Origin of the sequence: Streptomyces sp. N50, from assembly GCF_033335955.1 — a bacterium.
In the GTDB taxonomy this organism is placed as follows: Bacteria; Actinomycetota; Actinomycetes; order Streptomycetales; family Streptomycetaceae; genus Streptomyces.
In genome coordinates this window covers 3,196,713-3,219,382 of sequence record NZ_CP137549.1, presented here as the reverse complement: position 1 = coordinate 3,219,382, position 22,670 = coordinate 3,196,713, and the positions used below count along the sequence as shown (strand labels likewise).

The 22,670-nt window shown below is 68.8% G+C and carries 21 protein-coding genes and 2 tRNA genes; 10 read left to right on the top strand and 13 right to left on the bottom strand.

The annotated features are described in order from the left end of the window. Nucleotides 1-31: 31 nt before the first annotated feature. Complete coding sequence (locus R2B38_RS14060) at nt 32-1,087, top strand: 2-aminoethylphosphonate ABC transporter substrate-binding protein (RefSeq protein ID WP_318016541.1); 1,056 nt, start codon at nt 32-34, stop codon at nt 1,085-1,087. Between the two features lie 9 nt (nt 1,088-1,096). Here the strand turns inward: R2B38_RS14060 and R2B38_RS14055 are convergent, their stop codons facing one another. Continuing rightward, nucleotides 1,097-1,876 (bottom strand): HAD-IIA family hydrolase, encoded by a 780-nt coding sequence (locus R2B38_RS14055; protein WP_033283780.1) that lies wholly within the window; start codon nt 1,874-1,876, stop codon nt 1,097-1,099. Nucleotides 1,877-2,022: 146 nt separating this feature from the next. On the opposite strand from R2B38_RS14055, the gene R2B38_RS14050 reads away from it, so the two are divergent. Both R2B38_RS14050 and R2B38_RS14045 read left to right on the top strand, forming a co-directional pair. Beyond that, nucleotides 2,023-2,571 (top strand): hypothetical protein, encoded by a 549-nt coding sequence (locus R2B38_RS14050; protein WP_318016540.1) that lies wholly within the window; start codon nt 2,023-2,025, stop codon nt 2,569-2,571. A 6-nt stretch (nt 2,572-2,577) separates the two neighbouring features. Next, nucleotides 2,578-3,267 carry a class F sortase gene (locus R2B38_RS14045; RefSeq protein WP_318016539.1) on the top strand — a complete coding sequence of 230 codons (690 nt, stop codon included), beginning with the start codon at nt 2,578-2,580 and terminating at the stop codon, nt 3,265-3,267. Nucleotides 3,268-3,517: 250 nt separating this feature from the next. On the opposite strand, the gene R2B38_RS14040 is transcribed toward R2B38_RS14045, so the two are convergent. Continuing rightward, nucleotides 3,518-4,261: an ANTAR domain-containing protein gene (locus R2B38_RS14040; RefSeq protein ID WP_318016538.1), complete on the bottom strand. Its 744-nt coding sequence runs from the start codon at nt 4,259-4,261 to the stop codon at nt 3,518-3,520. Between the two features lie 177 nt (nt 4,262-4,438). Between R2B38_RS14040 and R2B38_RS14035 the strand changes: the two genes are divergently transcribed. Beyond that, entirely contained in the window at nt 4,439-5,470 is a 1,032-nt protein-coding gene (locus tag R2B38_RS14035; protein ID WP_318016537.1) for a glycoside hydrolase family 6 protein, read from the top strand. Between the two features lie 266 nt (nt 5,471-5,736). Here the strand turns inward: R2B38_RS14035 and R2B38_RS14030 are convergent, their stop codons facing one another. The 4 genes from R2B38_RS14030 to R2B38_RS14015 all read right to left on the bottom strand — a co-directional run bounded on the left by R2B38_RS14030 (nt 5,737) and on the right by R2B38_RS14015 (nt 10,811). Further along, nucleotides 5,737-7,671, bottom strand: coding sequence for a kelch motif-containing protein (locus tag R2B38_RS14030; RefSeq protein WP_318016536.1), 1,935 nt, complete (start codon nt 7,669-7,671; stop codon nt 5,737-5,739). After that, nucleotides 7,668-9,584, bottom strand: a complete 1,917-nt coding sequence (locus R2B38_RS14025; RefSeq protein ID WP_318016535.1) for a glycosyltransferase family 2 protein — start codon at nt 9,582-9,584, stop codon at nt 7,668-7,670. Before R2B38_RS14025 ends, R2B38_RS14030 begins: the two co-directional genes overlap by 4 nt. Before the next feature lie 317 nt (nt 9,585-9,901). After that, nucleotides 9,902-10,615: a FadR/GntR family transcriptional regulator gene (locus R2B38_RS14020; RefSeq protein WP_033283787.1), complete on the bottom strand. Its 714-nt coding sequence runs from the start codon at nt 10,613-10,615 to the stop codon at nt 9,902-9,904. Between the two features lie 122 nt (nt 10,616-10,737). Then, a tRNA-Lys gene (locus tag R2B38_RS14015) sits at nt 10,738-10,811 on the bottom strand. Between the two features lie 180 nt (nt 10,812-10,991). On the opposite strand from R2B38_RS14015, the gene R2B38_RS14010 reads away from it, so the two are divergent. From R2B38_RS14010 to R2B38_RS13990, 5 genes are all read left to right on the top strand, one after another. Continuing rightward, nucleotides 10,992-12,347, top strand: coding sequence for a peptidoglycan-binding protein (locus R2B38_RS14010; RefSeq protein ID WP_318016534.1), 1,356 nt, complete (start codon nt 10,992-10,994; stop codon nt 12,345-12,347). Nucleotides 12,348-12,401: 54 nt separating this feature from the next. Next, complete coding sequence (locus tag R2B38_RS14005; protein ID WP_318016533.1) at nt 12,402-13,529, top strand: SPFH domain-containing protein; 1,128 nt, start codon at nt 12,402-12,404, stop codon at nt 13,527-13,529. A gap of 143 nt (nt 13,530-13,672) precedes the next feature. Continuing rightward, nucleotides 13,673-14,281, top strand: a complete 609-nt coding sequence (locus tag R2B38_RS14000) for a lytic polysaccharide monooxygenase (RefSeq protein ID WP_033283790.1) — start codon at nt 13,673-13,675, stop codon at nt 14,279-14,281. A 104-nt stretch (nt 14,282-14,385) separates the two neighbouring features. Next, nucleotides 14,386-14,841, top strand: a complete 456-nt coding sequence (locus R2B38_RS13995) for a DUF3592 domain-containing protein (RefSeq protein WP_318016532.1) — start codon at nt 14,386-14,388, stop codon at nt 14,839-14,841. A gap of 39 nt (nt 14,842-14,880) precedes the next feature. Next, complete coding sequence (locus R2B38_RS13990) at nt 14,881-16,542, top strand: long-chain-fatty-acid--CoA ligase (RefSeq protein ID WP_318016531.1); 1,662 nt, start codon at nt 14,881-14,883, stop codon at nt 16,540-16,542. Here R2B38_RS13990 and R2B38_RS13985 read toward each other — a convergent pair. The 6 genes from R2B38_RS13985 to ehuB all read right to left on the bottom strand — a co-directional run bounded on the left by R2B38_RS13985 (nt 16,508) and on the right by ehuB (nt 20,727). Continuing rightward, nucleotides 16,508-16,581 (bottom strand) — tRNA-Lys (locus R2B38_RS13985). The genes R2B38_RS13990 and R2B38_RS13985 overlap by 35 nt on opposite strands. A 99-nt stretch (nt 16,582-16,680) precedes the next feature. Next, on the bottom strand, nt 16,681-17,439 hold the full coding sequence (locus R2B38_RS13980; RefSeq protein WP_318016530.1) for an IclR family transcriptional regulator: 759 nt from the start codon (nt 17,437-17,439) through the stop codon (nt 16,681-16,683). 220 nt (nt 17,440-17,659) lie between these two features. Then, complete coding sequence (gene ehuA / locus R2B38_RS13975) at nt 17,660-18,457, bottom strand: ectoine/hydroxyectoine ABC transporter ATP-binding protein EhuA (RefSeq protein ID WP_390159909.1); 798 nt, start codon at nt 18,455-18,457, stop codon at nt 17,660-17,662. After that, complete coding sequence (gene ehuD, locus R2B38_RS13970; RefSeq protein ID WP_318016529.1) at nt 18,447-19,097, bottom strand: ectoine/hydroxyectoine ABC transporter permease subunit EhuD; 651 nt, start codon at nt 19,095-19,097, stop codon at nt 18,447-18,449. Before ehuD ends, ehuA begins: the two co-directional genes overlap by 11 nt. Continuing rightward, nucleotides 19,094-19,813, bottom strand: a complete 720-nt coding sequence (gene ehuC / locus R2B38_RS13965) for an ectoine/hydroxyectoine ABC transporter permease subunit EhuC (protein WP_318016528.1) — start codon at nt 19,811-19,813, stop codon at nt 19,094-19,096. Before ehuC ends, ehuD begins: the two co-directional genes overlap by 4 nt. Beyond that, nucleotides 19,810-20,727, bottom strand: coding sequence for an ectoine/hydroxyectoine ABC transporter substrate-binding protein EhuB (gene ehuB / locus R2B38_RS13960; protein ID WP_318016527.1), 918 nt, complete (start codon nt 20,725-20,727; stop codon nt 19,810-19,812). Before ehuB ends, ehuC begins: the two co-directional genes overlap by 4 nt. Nucleotides 20,728-20,774: 47 nt before the next feature. On the opposite strand from ehuB, the gene R2B38_RS13955 reads away from it, so the two are divergent. Next, nucleotides 20,775-21,269: a DUF3830 family protein gene (locus R2B38_RS13955; RefSeq protein WP_318016526.1), complete on the top strand. Its 495-nt coding sequence runs from the start codon at nt 20,775-20,777 to the stop codon at nt 21,267-21,269. Here the strand turns inward: R2B38_RS13955 and R2B38_RS13950 are convergent. Then, nucleotides 21,250-22,653, bottom strand: a complete 1,404-nt coding sequence (locus R2B38_RS13950) for an amidase (protein ID WP_318016525.1) — start codon at nt 22,651-22,653, stop codon at nt 21,250-21,252. The genes R2B38_RS13955 and R2B38_RS13950 overlap by 20 nt on opposite strands. Between the last annotated feature and the right edge of the window lie 17 nt (nt 22,654-22,670).

Here is a 22,670-nt window from a genome sequence, read left to right as displayed (position 1 = left end):
CGACCTCACCACGCCAGGAGTTGGCCTCGCCATGCCCAGAAACGCAGTCAAGATCGCCGTAGCCGTATCGCTCTGCGCCACCCCGCTGCTCACCGCGTGCGGTGGCACCTCCGCCGCCTCCGACGCCAAGGTCGTCACCGTCTACAGCGCCGACGGGCTCAAGGGAGAGAACGGCGACGGCTGGTACGACCAGGTCTTCAAGGACTTCGAGAAGCAGACCGGCATCAAGGTCGAGTACGTCGAGGGCGGCTCCGGCGAGATGGTGCAGCGCGCCGTCCGCGAGAAGAGCAACCCGCAGGCCGACGTTCTCGTGACCCTGCCGCCGTTCATCCAACAGGCCGACAGCAAGGGGCTGTTGCAGAAGTACACCCCGGCCGGCGCCGACCAGGTGAGCGGCGCCGACAAGGCCGGCGACGGCACCTGGACCTCCGTCGTCAACAACTACTTCGGGTTCGTCTACAACAAGAAGCAGCTCGCCCAAGCGCCCACCACCTGGGACGAGTTGCTCGACGGTAAGTACAAGAACAAGCTCCAGTACTCCACGCCCGGAGTCGCCGGTGACGGAACCGCCGTACTGATCAAGGCGATGCACGACTTCGGCGGCAAGGACGCGGCCCTCGCCTATCTGAAGAAGCTGCAGTCCAACAACGTGGGCCCCTCCGCCTCCACCGGCAAGCTCGCGCCCAAGGTCGACAAGGGTGAACTCCTCGTCGCCAACGGCGATGTGCAGATGAACTACGCCCAGTCCAAGACCATGCCGAACCTCGGCATCTGGTTCCCGGCGAAGCAGGGCGGCAGGCCCACCACCTTCGCCCTCCCGTACGCGGCCGGTCTCGTCACCAAGGCCCCGCACAGCGCCAACGGCAGGAAGCTCCTCGACTACCTGCTCAGCCGCACCGCCCAGCAGCAGGTCAGCTCGGTCGGCGGTGGCTTCAGCGCCCGCCAGGACGTCAAGGCCACCGACGCCAACGCCACCGCCCTCACCAAGCTCATGACCGGCGTCGAGATCTTCCAGCCGGACTGGGCGGACATCGACAAGAACCTGACGTCGTACGTCGAGGACTGGCAGTCAGCGACCGGCAGTTGAGTCTCGGACTCAGATCAGGTCGACCAGGTCCGCGATGGACTCCACGACCGTCGTAGGGCGGTAGGGATAGCGCTCCACATCTCCCCTGGTCGTCAGCCCGGTGAGGACGAGGAAGGTCTCCATCCCGGCCTCCAGCCCGGCCAGCACGTCCGTGTCCATGCGGTCGCCGATCATCGCGCTGGTCTCCGAGTGCGCGCCGATGGTGTTGAGCGCCGACCGCATCATCAGCGGGTTCGGCTTGCCGACGAAGTAGGGCTCCTTGCCGGTCGCCTTGGTGATCAGCGCGGCCACCGACCCGGTGGCCGGCAGGGCGCCCTCGGGCGAGGGGCCGGTGTTGTCGGGGTTGGTCGCGATGAACCGGGCCCCGTCGTTGATCAGCCGGATCGCCTTGGTCAGGGCCTCGAAGGAGTACGTCCGGGTCTCGCCCAGGATCACGAAGTCCGGGTCGGAGTCGGTCAGCACATATCCCGCGTCGTGCAGCGCCGTCGTCAGGCCGGCCTCGCCGATGACGTAGGCGGTGCCGCCGGGGTGCTGGTTGTCCAGGAAGGCGGCGGTGGCCAGCGCCGAGGTCCAGATGTTCTCCACCGGGACGTCGAGACCGATCCGGCTGAGGCGGGCGTGCAGGTCGCGCGCGGTGTAGATCGAGTTGTTGGTGAGGACCAGGAACGGACGTCCCTTCTCCCGCAGCGTCTTGATGAACGCCTCCGCGCCGGGCACCGGGACGCCCTCGTGCATCAGCACCCCGTCCATGTCGGTGAGCCACGATTCGATGGGCTTGCGCTCTGTCATGGGTGGGCACTCCTGCGGTACGCGGGCATGTGAGGTGACCATGCTATGCACCTTCCGGCGCCGTCCCCCATACGGAGCAGCGGGGCGTGGCTGAGGATGCGGCCGTCCGCTGTGAGGAGGAGTCTCCAGATATCTGGAGGTTCACGATGGGTTCACTGAAAGTCACACTCTGTGCGGGTGCCGCGGTGGTCCTCGCGGCGCTCACCCCAGCGGCGTACGCGGCGGACGGAGGCGCTGTCACGGTGACCCCCGCCTCCCCGGCCCCCGGCGCCGACGTCGCGCTCAGGATCAGCGGCTGTGCCGGTACGACGGGCTCGGCGGCGTCCGCCGCGTTCGTCGCCGACGCCAAGCTGGTCGGCGCGTCCGGCACCCTCGCCGGCGAGACCCGGGTCCGCAGCTCGCTGGAACCGGGCAGCTACGACGTGCGGATCACCTGCGGGAGCGTGACGGTGAAGGGCGCGATCAAAGTCGTAGCGGACGCGTCCCAGTCCCCGTCGGCACCCCCCTCCACCCCCGCCTCGCCGGTCGCCCCGGTCCACGCGGGCGGCGGCGGTGCGGCGGCGCACCTCGCGGCCGTGGACGCGCGGGCGGCCGGTCCCGGTACCGCGCACGCGGTGGTGGGTCTGTTGCTGGCCGGTGTCGCCGCGACGGCCGTGGCGCTGCGCAGCGCCCGCCGGAGTCGCGGGACGGGCTGACCGGCCATGTTCGATCACGACGGGCCCGCCGAGCACGAGCGTTCCTCCGGCACCGGACGGCTGCTGACCGGGGTCGCCTGGGCCGTGCTGCTGCTCGGACTCTGGCTGTGGGGACAGGACCTGACCGACATCCGGCTGGGCATATCCGCGCCGACGACCGGTGACGTGGCGGCGGTCGGACGCCCCCCGGAGGCCGAACTCCCGCCCGCCGCCAAGCCGTTGGGCAACGCGCTGCCGCAGCGCATCGACATCCCCCAACTCGCCGTCCAGGCACCGGTGGTGGCCCGCGGCCTCGACACCCAGGGCGCGATCGACCCACCGCCGTTCGACCAGGCGGCCGTGGTCGGCTGGTACGGGAGCGGAGTACGGCCCGGAGCCGTCGGAACGGCCCTGATGGTCGGGCACGTCGACACCGAGACCCGGCCCGCCGTCTTCTACAAGCTCAGCACGCTCCGCCCGGGCGGCACGATCCGGGTGATCCGCGACGACGGCAAGGTCGCCGAGTTCACCGTCGACGACGTCCGCGTCCTGACCCGCGCGCACTTCGACGCCCAACAGGCCTACGGCACCCGGCAGTCGGGCCGCGCCGAACTCCGTCTCATCACCTGCGGAGGCACTTTCGACCGCGTCGGCCGCAGCTACACGGCGAACGTGATCGTGTCCGCCTATCTCACCGGAACCGGCACCGGACTCTGACAACCGGGCCCGGCCGACGACCTGCTCCCCCCTGAAGCCGCCGACCGGGCTGGTCCTCAACCGCACGCGCACGGGTTGCGGGAGTAACCCGGCGAACGGCGCGGGAGGTCTGGGAATCCAGTGGTGGAAGGTGTGTGTTCGGGCCAGGGGCCAGGGCCGTTGGGAATGACTCTAGAACGAATGAGCGTCCGGGCCTAGAGGGCAAATAACGCCATGTCTCACAGTAGTTGCGCACTGTCATATGCACTGGTCACAGTCGGTCCACGGGTCCCCCCTCGATCACCGCCCGCGCGACCCGGTCCAGCGACATCCGGCGCCGCCGCGCATGCCCGCGCAGCGCGGTGAACGCCTCGTCGGTACCGACCTGCCAGCGCTCGGCGAGCATCCCCTTGGCCTGCTCGATCCGCACCCGGCTCGACAAGGCCTCCTGCAACTGCCCCGCCAGGGAACGGGATCGGTCGTACGCGCGGTGATTCTCCAGCCCCAGGGCGACGGCGTCGGCGAGCGCCCGCGCCACCACCAGCTCCGAACGCCAGCTGTCCGAGGCGCAGTTGGGCAGCGCCGTCGCGAACACGTTGAGCGCGCCGAACCGCGTGCCCCGCCGCCGCACCGGCACCGCGAAGGTCGCCACGACACCGTGCCGCAGGGCCCGCTCGGTGAACTCCGGCCAGCGGGCGGCCGCATGGGCCACGCCGATCGACACCGGCGGTACGGGCCGCCCGGAACCGTGACTCTCCAGACAGGGCCCGCCGTCGCGCTGAGCGGCGAGCAGTTCGAGCGCCGCCTCTTCCCGACCGCCGGACGCGCTCCCGCCCAGCGCCACCGCCTCACCACCGTCGATCAAGACGATCCCGGCGGCCCAGGCGGACAGCAGCTCCACGCAACGCTCGGCCACCCGCCGCAGATGGTCCCCGGTGTCGAAGGTCTCCGTCAGGGTGTCGGCAGCCTCCACCAGCGCCGCGGCGAACCGGCCCTCCCGGGTCGTGTGGTGCATGACGGTCACCTTCTCCCTGCCCCGGAACCGAGCGCGCCGGGCAGACCCTAGGCCGCGCATCTACCCACAAGGGCGGAGGTGTAACAGCCCGCCGACAACACCCCGGGCGTTCTCGTGGGCGGCACGCCACGTATGTCACGATTGACCCTTGGATCGGTACAGCCAAGGGGGAGTTGGATGTACGGCAGCCAGGGGACCCCGGTCTCCTTCGGCACACGGACGTCGGCGCTGGTCCTGGGGGCGGCACTGCTGATGGCGGGGTGCTCCTCCTCCGGGGACGGAGACGGGAAACCCGACGTGAACGCGAAGGTCACCCAACAGCCCGACGGATCCGACCCGATCTGGGTCAACCCGGACACCAACGCGGCCCGCCAGCTGGCCACTTACGTCGACGCGGGCAAGACGGCGGAAGCCGAGCAGATCAGAAAGATCGCGGAACAACCCACCGGCGAATGGATCGGCGCGGAGAACCCCAAGGCGGAGGCCCAGGGCTTCACCGAGGCTGCCGACCAGGCCGGCCGCACCGCCCTCCTGGTCCTCTACAACATCCCGCACCGCGACTGCGGCCAGTACTCCCAGGGCGGCGCGGGCGACGGCGACGCGTACCGGGCGTGGATCGACGCGGTGGCCCAGGGCATCGCGACCCGCTCGGCGACGCTGATCCTGGAACCGGACGCCCTCCTCCACCTGGTGGACGGCTGCACTCCGCCCCAATTCCAGGCGGAGCGCTACGACTTGCTCGCCTACGCGATCACCAAGCTCAAGTCCCTGAAGAACACGAAGGTCTACCTGGACGCCGGAAACGCGGGCTGGGGCCACCCCGACGAGATCTACCAGCCCCTCGAACGAGCAGGCATCGCCAAGGCCGACGGCTTCGCGGTCAACGTCTCCAACTTCTACTCCACCAAGGACTCCATCGCCTACGGCAAGCAACTCTCGTCCAAAGTCGGCAACAAACACTTCGTCATCGACACCAGCCGCAACGGCAACGGCCCCTACACGTCCGGCGACCCAGACGAGAACTGGTGCAACCCCCCGGGCCGAGCCCTGGGCGAAACCCCCACAACGAAGACCGCAGACCCCCTGGTGGACGCCTACTTGTGGATCAAACGCCCGGGTGAGTCGGACGGCGAGTGCAAGGGCGGCCCCAAGGCGGGCGATTGGTGGCCAACCTACGCTTTGAAACTAGCGCAAGCCTCAACCCCCTAAGGGGCGCGGGGCTGTATCGATTTGCGGCTCCGCCGCGTGGGCGCGACCAGGCACAACGCCCCTGTTTTTAGGGGTGCGGGGCTGTATTGATTTGCGGCTCCGCCGCGTGGGCGCGACCAGGCACAACGCCCCTGTTTTTAGGGGTGCGGGGCTGTATTGATTTGCGGCTCCGCCGCGTGGGCGCGACCAGCCACAACGCCCCTGTTTTTAGGGGCGCGGGGAACTGCGCGACCAGCCCCCACGCACCCGCACCCAAATAACGACCTCTACGGCACCTTCACCCACACCGCCTTACTAGGCGTCCCCTGATCATCATCCACAAACAGCATGTACCACCCCGACTGCACCAGATTCCGATCCCCCGGCACAGTAACCGTGACCTTGTCCCCAGCAGTCTTGAAGTCCAGGGCAACAGACCGCTGATCAACATCCGTCACATGCGTAGACGCACTGGGCCGAATCAACCGCACCTTCTTGATCGAAGAAGCATGCGCCGAGACGAACGTCCCCGAAGCCCCCCGAGCGATAGCCCCCGGCCCCCCAGAAAGATCTGGCCGAGAATCCCGGTAAAGATACGGCGGCGTATAAATCTCGATCCGCTGCTCAAAAACCCCCGGCTTCGTATCCGCCTTGTCCGCATACAACGGATTCGACCCGAAGAACATCACCCGCCCGTCCGGCAACAGAATCGACCCGGAGTGATAGTTCCGCCCGACCAGCGGATCGGCGACCTCCTCGAACGTGTTCGTATCCGGGTGATACAGCCGAGCCTGCAAAATATCGGACTCACCACGTCCCCGATAATCCTCGGACCCACCCGACACCAGCACCGTGTCATCAGGCAGGATCGAGGTCTGCGGATACCGGGTCCCCTTCTCCAACGAGGGCCCGTCCACGAACTTGGGATCGGCGTCCTTCAGATCGACGAGCCGCGTCTTGTTGGTGGAGAGCTTGGACTCCCCAACACCCCCACCCCCAATGACCATGTACTTCTCGTCCTGAGCCGGCGCCAACAACACGGTCGCCGAGGTCTCCAGCATGTTCGGATCACTGATCCCCGGCACCTTGGTGAACGAGTTGGTGTCGACGTCCCAAATACCCGGATCCCGCCCCACGTTGGCCGGCCCGTACCCCGCGTTGGACCCCGAGTAGAACAACTTCCCGTTCTCCATCAGGAACAGCGCGGGATACGTAGGAAACTGCCGCTTGGTCTTCGTGTACGTCCACTTCTTCGTCGCCGGATCAAAGACCTCGTTCTTCCCCGGCACCAACTGCCCGATGTCATCGAGCCCGGAGACACTGAGCACTTTCCCATCGCTCAAGGTCGTCAACGTCGGATACCACCGAGCCTCGTTCATCGGATCGACCTTGATGTACTTCTCGGCGACCGGATCGAACTCGTACGCGTTCTTGATCCCCTCGAAGTCCCGCTTGTCCAGCCCGAACTTGTTCCCGATGCCGTACGTGTTGCGCTCGTCGGCGCCGGTCAACCCCTGGATCCGGTAGTTGTCCTGGGCCCCGGTCTCGTACTTGGTGCCTTCCTTCGGTGCCTCGACGACGACCCGGGCGTAACCGGGGTTGTTCCGCAGGAACTTGCCGGTGTTCTTGTCGAACACCTTGGTCGCACGCGGGATCAGCGCCGAATCGGTCGACACGAACGACTTGCCGTTCGCCTTACCCGTGAACCTCGTCCCCTGAGGCAACGTCATCGGCTTGTCGGGATTCTCGTTGTAGAGAATCATGACGCCACCCGCCTTCTTGACGTCCCCCTTCAGCTTCTCGTACTTCTTGGTGCCGCCCGCGATGAGGATGTTCCCGTTGGCGAGTTGGGTGTGCCCCGTGCAGAACAGATCGGCAGGGGTCGGTACCTTCTTGATGGTCCCCTTCACCGGGTCCCAGATCCGCGACTCGAACTTCTTCGCGTTGAAGTTGTCCTGGTTGTTCCCCGAGCCCGCGACGAGCAGCACCTTCCCGGTGTGCAGCAGCACCGCGTGAATGGTGTCCTGCCGGTACTCCTTGGGGAACTGGATGATGTCCCAATGCCCGTTGTCGGCCTTGTACTCGGGCTTGTTGATGACGTACTGGTGGTATCTCTCGGTCCCGAATCTGTACAGCCAGGGCCCGTTCATCCCGGCCAGGGCGAGTACGACCACCGTGCTGATCGCGAGTCGACGGGCACGGCGCCGGCCGGCTTCCTTCATTCCTTACGACCCCCCGCCCCACCGAGCGCGATCTGCATGGTCTGCTCGCCCGTGCCGCCGGAGGCCGCCCAACTGGGCTTCTGCTGCGGGACGGTGGGGGCGGCGGGGACGACGGGAGGCCTCTTCCGCTCCTGCCGCAGCATGTACCGCCACGCCAGGATCGGCGACGCGGTGATCAGCAGCGCGAACGTCGCCCAGGTGATCATCGCCGGATGGGAGTGCCCGTTCTCGAACCCCGCCACCAGCGACCCGGCGAAGATCAGGATGAAGAACCAGTGCACCCGGAACGTCCCGAACAGCGTGTCGGGGCTGGCCGAGTCACCCTTGGGCGTGACCACGAACCCGCTCTTGCGGCGCAGCACGGCGTCCAGCAGCGAGCGCGCGTATATCGGCGCCGACAGCGCCGACATCACCATGCCCGCGACCCCGCCCGACCCCTCCGGCTCGTGCGGCGAGACGTTGTGCCGCCGGTTCCAGATGTACAGCCCGATCTGCAGCGCGGACGCATTGCCGTAGAGCATCAGCCACACCGTCGGGTCGATGTTCACGCCCGAGGCGCCCATCCCCAGGAACAGGGCGCAACTCAGCGCCGCCAGTATCCAGTTGAGGGCCGACATCGGGTAGAAGATGATCATCATCGTGTAGTTGAAGAACTTCCCCGGAGGCATCGAGAAGAAGCCCTTCCAGTACTGCTTGAGGATCGTCTCGTACGTCCCCCGCGACCACCGGAGTTGCTGCGTGAAGAAGTCCGTCCAGGCGCTGGGCCCCTCGCCGACCGCGAGCACGTCCGGCGTGTAGACCGACTTCCACTTCTTCCCGGTGACCGGGTTCTTCGCCCGGTGCATCTCGAAGCCGGTCGCCATGTCCTCGGTGATCGAGTCGTACAGGCCGCCGATCTGCCGAAGTGCCGTGATCCGTACGGCGTTCGACGTGCCGACGAACATCGGCGAGCCGTAGCGGTTGCCGGCCCGCTGGATCAGCGCGTGGAAGAGGAACTGCTGCGACTCGGCCGCCTTGGTGACCGGGCCCTCGTAATTGCCGTACACCTGGGGGCCGATGACGAAGCCGACGTCCGGGTCGCGGAAGAAACCCAGCATCCGCTCCAGGTAGTTGGGCAGCGGCACATGGTCGGTGTCGACGGAGGCGAAGTAGTCGTACGCGTCGCCGTGCGCCTCCAGCCAGGCGTTGTAGTTGCCGTGCTTGGTCTTGGCCCGGTGCGCGCCCTTGGGGCGGTTCCACTTCTCAACTCCCTTGCGGGTGAAGTGATGTACGCCGAGCCGCCCGCACACCGCCTTGACCTCGGGGTCGTCGCCCTCGTCCAGCAGCCACACATGCAACAGCCCCCGGTGGCGCAGCCGTACGGCCGCCTCCAAGGTCTTGGTGACCATCTCCAGGGGCTCCTTGCCGGGCACGAACGTCGTGATGAAGGCGACTCTCGTGCCGGTCTGGGGCACCACCGGGACCGGGTCGCGGGCGACCAGCGTGGCGTGCGCGTTGGACAGCACGTTCATGCAGCGGAAGAACTCGATCAGGCCGATCGCGACCAGCATCACGATGTCCAGCGCGGGCAGGAAGTCGTAGGCGGGATAGTCGCGTTGGGTCCAGTGCTCGGGCTGCATCAGCCAGCCCAGCAGGATCAGGGAGAGCAGCGGCGCCGCGCCCAGCATGAGGGCGGCGCGCAGGCGGTGCGTCTCCTGCGACAGCAGCGACCGGTACTGGACCTTGTACGGCTTGCCCGGCTCGGGCTGCGTGAGGGGTCCCGCCAGGCGGCTGTAGTGCTCGTAGTCGTATCTAGGAAGTGTGCTCTTCATCCGGTGGAGACCGGCGGTCCGGTGTCCCGGGACTCTGAGCTCGGTTGTTTGTGTTTGTGACGGGTCTAGATTGTGCCGGGCGCCCGTCGGCGTCGACGTCATGAGTCATCCCCCACACGCGAGAACGCGCGTGTCTGTTTGTCCAGGCCGCCCGTCGGCGTCCCCCTCGACCCTCGACGGGCGTGTCGGTGGTGCCGCAGTCACCACACAGTCCACTCACAGAGATGTGCGACCGCGACCGGCCGGTTGCGCGATGCCCCCTCCGACATCTGTTCCAGCGCGGGGCCCCTCCTCCCCGCGAAACCGCGCGACCGGTTCCGTACGTATCCCCTCAACTGCCGTGTACCGGCAGTATCTTCGAAACCAGGGTTCTACGGTGCTCAGCTTGATCGCAAGACACGAAACGCGGTGTTAACCGGTCATACGCGTTCATTGGGGCGCGTGTGGGGATCATGTGGAGCCGTTGTGGACAGTCTTGTGCGCACGTTGTCGAAGTGCTCTCTTATGGCGTTCTCGGCACGTTTCGCATCCCCGGACCGGACCGCGTCGAGGATCGCCCGGTGCTGGCGGCAGGTGACCCCGGGGTCCTGCGGGCCGGCCGCGAGATCGGTGTGCACGCGGTGGAAGGCGTCCCAGAACGCCTCCAGGACCTCGCTCAGCAGCGCGTTGTCCAGACCCCGGTACAGGGTCGCGTGAAAGGCGCGGTCGGTGGCCGCGAGCCCGATCCCCTCGGCGGCCTCCCGCTCCATCTGCCGTACCAGCGCGTCGAGTTCGACGAGGTCCCGCTCGGGCAGCCGCCCCGCGAGCCGGGCGACGAGCCCCGACTCCACCGCCTCCCGCAGTTCGAGCAGCTGCAGCAGGCTGTCCTCGCCGCGGTAGTGCCCGACGACCGTGCGGAACGCGAGCCCCTCGACCATCGGCGCGAGCGACATCGGGCCGACGTACGTCCCGAAGCCGTGCCGGATCTCGACGATCCCCATCGCCTGCAGCGCCTTGAGCGCCTCGCGCACCGAGTTCCGGCTCGCACCGAGAAACACCATCAGCTCGGGCTCGGTCGGCAGCGGGGCCCCGGAGGACAGCCGACGGTCGAGGATGAGCTTCTTGATCCGCTCCTGCAGGTCACGGGCTGTCATGGCCAGAGGGTATCCGGCCAAACGGGGGGTGAGCTGTGTTCCGCCCGCACGGATGTTCCGTCCACGCGACTGTCTCCGCCCATGCGAAAGGCCCCCCGCATCGCGGAGGGCCTCGCTGTCTGTGCGCCGCCAGGGACTCGAACCCCGGACCCGCTGATTAAGAGTCAGCTGCTCTAACCAACTGAGCTAGCGGCGCGCGTGTTGACCTGCACAACTCTACCGGATGCCCGGGGGTGCTCCCGACCACCCCCGGACGGGTCCCGGTCGGCCTCTGTACATCATTCGGACCGTCAACATGCGAGTCCGGAAGACAGTTGAGAAGCTGGCGGATGTGCACGAGCGCGGATATTTCCACCTGGAGTGTGAGGGGCGTCGCATGGAGACTCCGGTATTCGAGGAATTCGATCCCGCGAGCGATTGCGACTGCCCCGGATGTGCTGACCGGCGGCGCCTCCAGCCGCATTCCCCGACCGGCCGCACCGGCGGCCACCCCGCCGCCCAGCGGGTCCTCCTCGTGGCGGCCGCGGCGTCCGCCACCCTCGCCGCCGGGCACGCCGTACCGGCCGCTGCCGCTCCCCACGCTCCGGCCCGCCCCGGCGTTCCCGCAGGTGACACGGGTGACGAACCCGCGACCCCGCAGGGCGGCAAGGCCCCGCTGCACGGCCCGAGCGGGAAACCGGCGAAGCCGGCCGGTGCGGTCAAGGCGCCCACGACCACCCGCGCGGAGATCATCAATCGGGCCAAGACCTGGATCGCGGCGCAGGTGCCGTACAGCATGAACGCGTACTGGTCGGACGGTTACCGGCAGGACTGCTCGGGGTTCGTCTCGATGGCCTGGGGACTGCCGGGGAACGAATGGACCGGGAGTCTCGACCAGTACGGGGTGCGTATTACCAAGGACGAACTGGAGCCCGGCGACATTCTCCTGTTCCACAATCTCGCGAACCCCGAGAAAGGCTCGCACGTCGTCATTTTCGGCGGCTGGGCCGACTACACGCACACCTACTACATCGCCCTGGAGGAGACCCCCTCGCACGCCCGCCGCCAGTCCACGCCGTACGCCTACTGGAGCCACTCGGACAGCTATGTGCCCTACCGCTACAAGGGCGTGACGGGCGGTACGGAAGGGGTGACCCCCGTGACCCCCGCGGTTCCGGTGACCCCGGTGGACGCCGGCAAGGCGAATACGCCGTACCCGGGAGCGGCGTCTTTCGGCCCCGGCGCCAACAACCAGTACGTCACCCAGCTCGGCACGATGCTCGTCGCCCGGGGCGCGGGCTCGTACTACACCTCGGGTCCGGGCCCGCGCTGGTCGGACGCGGACCGGCGGGCCACCCAGGCGTTCCAGCTCGCCCAGGGCTGGACCGGCGCGGACGCGGACGGCCTGCCCGGCCCGCAGACCTGGCAACTGCTCGTCACCGGCAAGGGCAAGAACGTCGGCGGCACGGCGGCCGTGGGAGCGGCGGGCCCGCCGGCACCCTCCTCCCACGGCGTGCCCGGCTACCCGGGCAAGGCCATGTTCCGCCTCGGCGCGACCAACAAGTACGTCACCGAACTGGGAAAGCAGCTGGTCAAGAAGGGCTTCGGCAAGTACTACACGACGGGCCCGGGACCGCGCTGGGGCGAGCCGGACCGGCGCAACGTCGAGGCCTTCCAGCGCGCCCAGGGCTGGCGCGGCGGCGCGGCGGACGGCTACCCGGGCCCGGAGACCTGGCGCCGCCTCTTCTCGTAATCACGCACATCACCATCCGTTGTGACGCATCTGGCGCGGAGGCTGGAGGCACCTATGAGTACGACGACCACTTCACAGACGCCCGAGAACGAGGGGCCGCCCGAGGGACCGACCCGTCCCGCGCGGCTCATCCAGAACGAGGCGACCACCGAGATCCCCGTCCACCTGCTGTTCCGCGACGACCCCGACCCGGTCTCGGTACCGCTCAAGCCGGCCGTCGTCGCGCGTCGGCAGGGCACCGGCGAGCAGCCCCGCTTCCGCCGCCCGGTCCCGGCCAAGCCGCGCCCGGCTCCGGAGGTCGACCCCGACCTGGTGGAGCGCCCGGCCCGGGTGCTGCCCGGCACGGCGGGCGTGCTCGCCGGTTCCTGCGGACTGGCCGGCTGCCTCGCCACCTCGTGGTGGGCGGGCGTCCTGCCCCCGCTCGCGACCGAGGCGCTACGACTGCCGTTCTACGCCGGTGCCGGACTCGGCCCCGCGCAGTGGGCCGCGTACGCCGGGGCCGGCGCGCTCGGGCTGTTCGGCTTCGGGGGGCTGGCCCGGGGCCGTACCGGACGGGCCTGGGTGCTCGGCCTGTTCGGCCGCTACCGGGGGACCGTCCGGCGCACCGGGCTGATGTGGGTCAACCCGTTGCTGCTGCGCCGCCGGGTCGACGTACGGCTGCGGCACTGGCGCAGTGAGCCGATGCCGGGGGCCGACGCGAACGGGGTCGCGCTGCGGGTCGTGACGCTGGTGGTGTGGCGGGTGCGGGACACCGCGCGGGCCACGCTCGGGGTCGAGGACCACGAGACGTATCTGCGCGAGTGCGTGGAGGCGGCGCTGGCCCTGGTGCCGGTGGAACCGCCGGGCGGGGGCGCGAAGGGTGCGGCCGACCTGGCCGTCGACGCGCTGACCCGGCTGGTCGCGGCGGACTCGGCGCCGGTCGGCATCGAGGTGTTCTCGGTACGGCCGGTGCGGGTCGAGTACGCCCCGGAGGTGGCCGCCGCGATGACCCGCCGCCGTATCGCCGCGCTGGACGCGCAGCAGCGGGCGACGATGCTCACGTCGGTGGTCGACTCCGTGGAGGACACGGTGACCCGGCTGACCATGCGGGGTCTGGTGGAGCTGGACGACTACGAACGCCGGGCGCTGGTGAAGGACTTGACGGTCGCGTTCTGCTCGGGACGGGGAGAAGCCGCGCCGTGAGACGGGGAGAAGCCGCGCCGTGAGACGGGGAGAAGCCGCGCCGTGAGCGGTATGGACACGGTCAAGTAAGGGCAATAATCTGGGACTTGGTCTAGACCTGCACGGCTCACGGAACTCCCCACACGTTCTCCAGGAGCGGCAGCATGCGCAAAAAGACCAAGTGGTACGCGGGCGTGCTCGGGCTCACCACGGCCGGGGCCATCGTGCTCTCGTCCGGGGCCGCGAGCAGCCACGGCTACACCGACCTCCCCATCAGCAGGCAGAAGCTCTGTGCCAACGGCACGGTGACGAACTGCGGTGACATCCAGTACGAGCCGCAGAGCGTCGAGGGCCCCAAGGGCTTCCCGGCGGCCGGCCCCGCCGACGGCCAGATCTGCAACGGCGGAATCAGCCGCTTCGCCCAACTCAGCGCACCGAAGGCCCCGTCGGGCGCCGCCTGGCCGACGACGAAGGTGACGGGTGGTCAGTCGTACACGTTCCGCTGGCAGTTCACGGCGATCCACGCGACGACGGACTTCAAGTACTACGTCACCAAGGCGGGTTGGAACCAGAACCACAACCTGGCCCGCTCGGACCTCAACACCACCCCGTTCCTCACCGTCCCCTACAACGGCCAGCGCCCCTCGTCGTCCACCATCTCCCACACCGGCACGCTCCCGTCCGGCCTCTCCGGCCACCACGTGATCGTCGCGGTGTGGACGATTGCGGACACGACCAACGCGTTCTACTCCTGCTCGGACGTCACGTTCTGACGTTGACGTTCTGAGTACGAGGTTCTGAGCATTGCTTGAGACAGTCCGGCATCCCCCGGGGGTAGGTTCCCTCCACCAAGCGGTACTTGACCTCGGGGGACACCATGGAAGCGCTGTTCTACATCGCGCCGCTGTTCATCATCGCCATCGTGGTGTTCGCAGCCACCGGCGTGATCCGCCGCTCGCGCCAGGTCAACAGCGCCTGGAGCAGCGGACTCACGGCCGAGGCCCGCTGTCTGCGGACGTACACGACGACCAGCGGCGGCGCAGGGGACACCATGGTGTCGACGACGCTGCACCACGTCTACGAGTTCACGACCCGCGAGGGCCGCACGGTCAGGTTCGAGGAGCGGAACGGGCCGGGGACGACCCTGGAGGGCGACATCGTCACCGTGCACTACACGGCCGACCACCCCGAGCGGGCCACCGCGCACGCCCCGTCCCGCGGGAAGCTGGCGGCGGGCGCGGGCTGCGCGCTGGTGTTCTTCGGTGTGATCGTCGCCTTCTGCGTCGTCTTCATCCTCGTGGCCCACAAGATGTTCGACTTCATGGGCTCGTAGTCTCCATATCTGACGGAACGTCAACTACCCTGCGCCTCCATGGAGTCCAGCAGGCGTACGACCGTCGCGGAACTCGTGCAGGCACGGTGGGGCGACCACCGCCCCGGGCTGTGGTGCGGGCAACAGGTGCTCACCCACCACGAGATGGCGTCCGGCGCCGCCGCCAGAGCGGCACTCCTGGCGGACCTGCTCCCACCCGGCGCCGAGCCCCACGTGGGCGTCCTGCTCGACAACACCCCTGAATATCCCCTGTGGTTGAGCGCGGCGGCCCTCGCGGGCGCGGCCGTCGCCGGCATCAACCCCACCCGCCGAGGCCCCGAACTGGCCCGGGACATCTTGCACACCGAGTGCCGGGTCCTGGTCACCGAGCGCGCCCACCTCCCACTCCTCGCCGACCTCCAACTCACCGGCGTACGACTCCTGGTGACGGACACTCAGGCCTACGACGACCTGCTCGCCCCCTACGCGGACGCGCACCCGTCCGCCTTCTCCCGAGCCACCCCCGACGACCGCGTCCTGCTCTACTTCACCTCCGGTTCCACCGGCGCCCCGAAGGCCGCGATCTGCACGCAGGGCCGGTTGGCGGCAGCGGGACGCTCACTGGTCGACAGCTTCGGGGTCCTCCCGGACGACGTGCACTACATCTGCATGCCGATGTTCCACGGCAACGCGGTGATCGCCGACTGGGCACCGGCGTTGGCGGCCGGGGCGGGGGTGGCGCTGCGGCGGCGGTTCTCGGCGTCGGGGTTCCTGGACGACGTACGGGCTTACGGGGCCACGTACTTCACCTATGTCGGCCGTGCCGTGCAGTACATCCTGGCGACCGGCGAACGTGTCGACGACCGGGACAACCCGCTGCGCATGGGCTTCGGCACGGAGGCGGGGGCGGTGGACGCGGCGGCGTTCGAGCGGCGGTTCGGGGTGCGGCTGGTGGAGGGGTACGGGTCCTCGGAGGGCGGGGCGGCGGTGCAGTGGTCGCCGGGGACACCGGCCGGGGCGGTCGGGCGGGCGGCGCCCGGGCTCGCCGTACTCGATCCGGAGACGCGGGCGGAGTGCCCGCCCGCGACCTTCGACTCGGCCGGCCGGCTGCTCAACGGGGAAGAGGCGATAGGGGAGTTGGTGAACCGCGGGGCCAACCCCTTCGAGGGGTACTGGCGCAACCCGGAGGCGGACGCCGAGCGGCGCCGCGAGGGCTGGTACTGGACCGGCGACCTCTTCTACCGCGACCCCGACGGCTACCTCTACTTCGCCGGCCGCACCGACGACCGCCTCCGCGTCGACAGCGAGAACCTCGCCGCCGCGATGATCGAGAACATCCTCGCCCGCTACGAGGGCGCCGACGCCGTGGCGGTCTACGCGGTACCGGACCCGGTCACCGGCGACCAGGTCATGGCGACGGTCGCCGGGACCTTCGACCCTCTTGACTTCGCCGAGTTCCTGCTGGCCCAGCCCGATCTGGGGACGAAGATGGCGCCGAGGTTCGTGCGGGTGGTGGAGCGGATGCCGGTGACCGCGACGAACAAGATCCATCGGGCGGGGCTGCGGCGGGAGGGGGTCGTGTGCGCCGATCCGGTGTGGTGGCGGCCGCCGGGGGAGGCGGCCTATCGACCACTTACCCCCGAGGACGCCGAAGGGCCCCTCGTCGGAACGAGGGGCCCTTCATCTGTGCGCCGCCAGGGACTCGAACCCCGGACCCGCTGATTAAGAGTCAGCTGCTCTAACCAACTGAGCTAGCGGCGCGTGACTCACGCCTTCCGCTGGATCTGAGTCTCGCGGAGGGCGACGAGAAAAATACTACCTGGTCCGGAGGGGTGCTTCGGACCAGGGTCGCGGCAGCCCTCAGATCGCGAGAGACAGCAGTACCGGGCCCGCCTCGCGGTTCAGCGTGTCCGCCGCCTGGCGCAGGCGGTGGGCGTGTTCGACCGGGAGGGAGAGGGCCAGGCAGCCGACCGAGGCGCCGGCCGTGATCGGGACGGCCGCGCAGACCGTGCCCACCGCGTACTCCTGGAGGTCGAGGTGGGGGACGGTCGGCGGCTGGGTCTCCAGGCGGTTGAGGAGCAGCTTGTCGCTGGTGATCGTGCGCGAGGTGAGGCGGGCCATCCTGTGCCGGGAGAGGTGGTCGCGCCGGCCGTTGTGGTCGAGCTGGCCCAGGAGGCTCTTGCCGAGCGCGGTCGCGTGCGCGCAGACGCGGAAGTCGACCCACTCGTTGACCGCCGGGGTGGTGGGCCCGGCCGCGTACTGGGTGATCGTGACCTCGCCGTCGACGTATCGGCTGACGTAGACCGCCGCGCCCAGGGAGTCGCGCAGCCGGTCCAGGGTCCGCTGGATCTGCTCGCGCACCGCCTGCTCCCGGCCGGTCGCCGAGCCGAGGCGGCTCAGGGACTCGCCGGTGATGTACGCGCCGTCGGTGAGCTGCTCGACGTAGCCCTCGCGGCGCAGGGTCCGCAGCAGTATCGTCAGGCGCTCGGCGCCGAGGCCGGTGCGGCGGGCGAGTTCGGTGTCCGTGACACCGGTGGAGTGCCCGGCGACTGTCTCCAGGATGCGCAGTGCGTCCTGTACCGAGTGGTAGGGAGCGGTCGGCTCGTGCATCAGCGCCACGGTGTTTCTCCCTGCGCTCGCTTTTTGGGCCGTGATACCGGACAGCGAATCCCCTCCACGATAGCTGTCAAACGGCCGATGTGGAGCGGCTGTTGGCGAGATTATGGCCCTCCTTACGGCCTCCGAACTGCGGCGCGAATCCTTTGGCATATGCCTTGGTCATGCCACGTGACCTGGACCTTGGGTGTTCGAATACTCACGTGCCGTCATTGAATAAATGTCAAAGAATGGCGCCGAGGAATTCCCGGGTCCGCTCTTGTTCCGGATCGCCGAAGATCTGCTCCGGCGGGCCCGATTCGATGACCCGGCCCGCGTCGAACATCAGGACTTGGTCTGAAATATCACGGGCGAAATTCATCTCGTGGGTCACGCAGAGCATCGTGATGTCGGTGGTGCGGGCGATGTCCCGCAGGACGTCGAGGACGCCCGCGACGAGTTCCGGGTCGAGCGCGGAGGTCACCTCGTCGAGGAGGAGGACCTGCGGGCGCATCGCCAGCGCCCGCGCGATCGCGACGCGCTGCTGCTGGCCGCCGGAGAGCTGGGTCGGGCGGGCGCCGGCCTTGTCGGCGAGGCCGACCAGGTCGAGCAGTTCCAGGGCGCGCGCCTCCGCCTCGTCCTTGGGCAGGCCCAGGACGGTGACCGGCGCCTCGGTGACATTGCGCAGGACGGTCATGTTCGGGAACAGGTTGAACTGCTGGAACACCATCCCGATCTTCTTGCGGATCTCCCGGATCTGCTTCTCGGGCGCGGGGAAGAGCTGCTCCCCGTCGACGGTGATCGTGCCCTCGTCCGGCTTGGTCAGGGTCATCAGCAGCCGCAGGATCGTGGTCTTGCCGGACCCGGAGGGACCGATCAGGGTGACGTGCTTGCCGGACTCCACGGAGAAGTCCAGGTCGTCGAGCACGGTGTTGGACCCGAAGCGCTTGGTGACGTGGTCCAGGCGGATCAACTCACTGCCGTCCACCGGGGGGTTGGCGTTGACGTCGGTTTCCTTCGTCAGGGGCGTGTCAGCGGACAAGGCGTCGCTCCAGGGCTCGGATCAGCAGGGAGGCGGGATAGGAGATGAGGACGAAGGCCACACCGATGACCGTGATGGGCTCGGTGAACTGGTAGTGCTCCTGGGAGAACAGCCGGGCCTGGCCCATCAGTTCGAGCACGGTGATCACCATCAGGATCGGGGTGTCCTTGAGCATCGCGATCACGTAGTTGCCCAGCGCCGGGACCACCCGGCGGATCGCCTGCGGCAGGATCACGGCCGTCCAGGTCCGGCGCACGGGGAGGTTCAGCGCGGTCGCCGCCTCCCACTGGCCGACGGGCACCGCCTCGATGCCCGCGCGGTAGACCTGCATCGTGTACGTCGAGTAGTGCAGCCCGATCGCGAAGACACCGGTGGTCAGCGCGGAGAAGGTCAGGCCCCACTCGGGCAGCACGTAGAAGAGGAAGAACAGCTGCACCAGCAGCGGGGTGTCCCGCACGAACTCGGTGACGACCCCAACGGGCCAGCGCACCCAACGAGTTGGCGCCCGCATCAGCAGCGCCCACACCAGCCCCAGCACGAAGGACATCAGCGACCCCAGGAGCAGGATCTGCAAGGTGACTTTCAGGCCGTCCCAGAAGTACGGCATGAAGTCGCTCACGGCGTTCCAGTCCCACTTCACGCGACCCCACCTCCGACACCCGTGGTCTGCGCGCGCTTCAGCTCACGCGCGGCCTTCTCGTTCCCGGGCGCCTTGCCGATCCCGGCCTTCAGCTTCTTCTCCAGTCCGCGCATCAGCCGGGTGAGCGTGAAGGCGATCACGAAGTAGATCAGCAGGATGTACGTGTAGATCTCCGCGCTCTGCTGCAGCGCGAGCCGCACCAGGTTGGCGCTGAAGGTGAGATCGCCCATGCCCATGACGGACACCAGGGCGGTGCCCTTGAGGAGTTCGATCAGGAGGTTGCAGAAGGACGGGATCATCTCCGGTACCGCCTGCGGCAGCAGGATCAGCCGCATGCGCTGCCAGGGCGTGAAGCTCAGCGCGACCCCGCCCTCCTGCTGCGCTGGGTCGACCGCGTTCAGCGCGCCCCGCACGATCTCCGTGCCGTACGCGCCGTAGGTCAGGCCCAGCGCGAGCGTGCCCGCCCAGAGCGGGACCAGCTGCCAGCCGAAGGCGACCGGCAGGACGAAGAACACCCAGAAGATCATGACGAGGGCGGAGGTGCCGCGGAACACCTCGGTGTAGAAACCGGCGAGGAAGCGCACGATCCACAGCCGGTGGGTGCGGGCGATGCCGACGACGAAGGCCACGACGGTCGCCAACAGCGCGCTGAGGACGAGGAGTTGGACGGTGGTCCAGACTCCCTTGAGGACGAGTTCCCAGAGGCCTGACGTCATCCGCCGCAGAGCTCCTTCGCGGTGAGGTCCGTCATCTCGGCCCGGGTGAACCCGAAGGGCCGCAGGATGCGGAACAGCTCCCCGCTCTTCTTGAGCCTGTGCAGCTCGACGTTGAAGGCGTCACGCAGCTTCGTCTCGGTCGGCCGGAACGCGAAGGCGCCCCCGTCGATGCGCGGTTTCCCGTCGACGAGCGGGGCGAACGGCGTGGTCGACTCGGCCTTGGCGGACTTCTTCACGACCGCGCGCGTGGTGAGCGCCGTACCGGCGAAGACGTCGACCCGCCCTGCCTCTACGGCGTTCAGCCCGGCGACCTGGTCCGGGACGATCAGGATGTCGCTCTGCTTGTACCCGGCGTCGACGGCGTGCTGGATCTGGGCGTACCCGGTGCCGGTGGCGAACTTCGCCTTCTTCGCGACGACGTCCTTGTAGTTGTCGAGCCCCTTGGGGTTGCCCTTGCGGACGACGAACGCGTCGAGCACCTGGTAGTCGGGGTCGGCGAAGATGACCTGCGCGCAGCGTTCCGGGGTCACGTACATCCCGGCGGCCACGACGTCGAACTGCTGCGAGTTCAGGCCGGGTATGAGCGAGCCGAACTCGGTGGGCACGGGCTGCACCTTGTCGACGCCGAGCCGCTTGAAGATCGCTTCGGCCAACTTCGGTGCCTCACCGGTCAGTTGGCCGTCCCTGTCGATGTACCCGAACGGGATCTCACCCGCTATCCCCAGCCGTACGACGCCCTGCGCCTTCAGCCGGTCGAGGAGATCACCGCCGCTCGTGGCCGACGCGGTGGCCACACGGCTGCAGCCGGCCGCGCCCAGCGCACCTGCCGCCGCCACCCCGGCGAGCAGTGCCCGGCGGGTGTGACCCGGCGTGTGACCGGATGTGTGTCTGTCGTTCCCAATTGGTGGAGCCATGGGCGCGCAGCTACCCGACCGCTCCCGGGTTATGCACCCTGGAAGACATGACGGATCAGTTCATCGAGGTTTCACTCGCAAAACGGAACGTCCACTGCCGGGCAAAACTGCTGGTAGACCGCGCGCCGCTGACCTGCGCGGCGATCTGGAACGCACTCCCGCTCGTCGGCGACGTCTACCACGCCAAGTACGCCCGCAACGAGATCTACGCCCTTTTCCCGCCATTCGCAGAAACGGAACCCCCGCTGGAGAACCCCACAGTCACCCCCATACCGGGCGATCTGTGCTATTTCGCCTTCGCCGGTACGGAACTCGGCACGAAGGCCTACGGCTACGACCGCGAGGTCCGCGTCGGCACGACGGTCGTCGACCTGGCCCTGTTCTACGAACGCAACAACCTCCTCCTCAACGGCGACGTGGGCTGGGTGCCCGGCATCGTCTGGGGCCAGGTGGTCGAGGGCCTGGAGGAGATGGCGGAGGCCTGCAACGACCTGTGGCGGTCGGGGGCGGCGGGGGAGAGCCTCAGCTTCCGGCGGGCCTGACCCCACAGACCCCGGCGGCGAACAGCGCGTGCGCCGCCCGTAGCACCAGATCGTCCCGGTGCCGCGCCCCCACGATCTGCAACCCGACCGGCAGCCCGTCGCCGTCGTTCCCCACCGGGACGGTGGCGGCGGGCTGTTGGGTGAGGTTGAAGGGGTACGTGAACGGGGTCCAGCCCGTCCAGCGGCGGTACCCGGACCCCTTCGGGACCTCGACTCCCGCCTCGAACGCGGTGATCGGGAGCGTCGGCGTGACGAGGAGGTCGTAGCGCTCGTGGAACTGGCCCATCCTGCGGCCGAGTTCCATGCGGGCGTCGACCGCCGCGAGGTAGTCCAGCGCGGAGAGGCCTGCCCCCGTCGCGCAGATCTCCCGCAGCCCCGGGTCGAGCAACTCCCGCTGCTTCGGGGCGAGTTTCTGCGTCACCCGGGCCGCGCCGCTGAACCACAGGGTGTGGAAGGCGTCCACCGGATCGCTGAAGTCGGGGTCGGTCTCCTCGACGTACGCGCCGAGCGCGGCCAGCCGCTCCACGCCCCGCCGTACCGCCGCCGCGACCGCCGGACGCACCGCGACCTGGCCGCCGAGGGACGGGGAGTACGCGATCCGCAGGCCCTGTATGCCGTCCGCGAGCGACTCCCTGAAGGAGCCCGGCGCGCGGTCCAGGCCCGACCAGTCGCGGGCGTCCGGTACGCCGATCACGTCCAGCAGCAGCGCCGCGTCCGCCGCGTCCCGGGTCATCGGGCCGACGTGCGACAGCGTGCCGAACGCGCTCGCCGGGTACAGCGGCACCCTGCCGTACGTCGGCTTCAGCCCGAAGATCCCGCAGAAGGAGGCGGGGATACGGACACTGCCGCCGCCGTCCGTGCCCAGCGACAACGGGCCCGCGCCGAGGGCAACGGCCGCCGCGCTCCCGCCACTTGAGCCGCCGGCCGTGCGTGAGGGGTCGTGCGGATTGCGGGTGATCCCGGAGAGCGGGGAGTCCGTGACGCCCTTCCAGCCGAACTCCGGGGTCGTCGTCTTGCCGATGAACACCGCGCCGTGCTCGCGGAGTCGGGCCACCGAGGGCGCGTCCTCGTCCCAACTGCCCTGCTCGGCAATGGTCTTGGAGCCGCGCAGGGTCGGCGCGCCGCGCTGGAGCAGGATGTCCTTCACGGTGACCGGCACCCCGTCGAGGAGTCCGGCCGGTTCCCCGCGCTGCCAGCGTTCCGCGGACTCGGCGGCCCGCGCCAACGCGCCCTCCGCGTCGAGCCGTACGAACGCGTTCACGGCGGGCTGGATCTCCTCGGCCCGTTCGAGGGTGGCGCGGGTCGCGTCGACGGGACTGAACTCCCTTCTGCGGTAGCCGTCGAGGAGTTCCACGGCGGTCAGCTCGGTGAGTTCGGTCGTCATCCGGCCCTCCAGAGTGG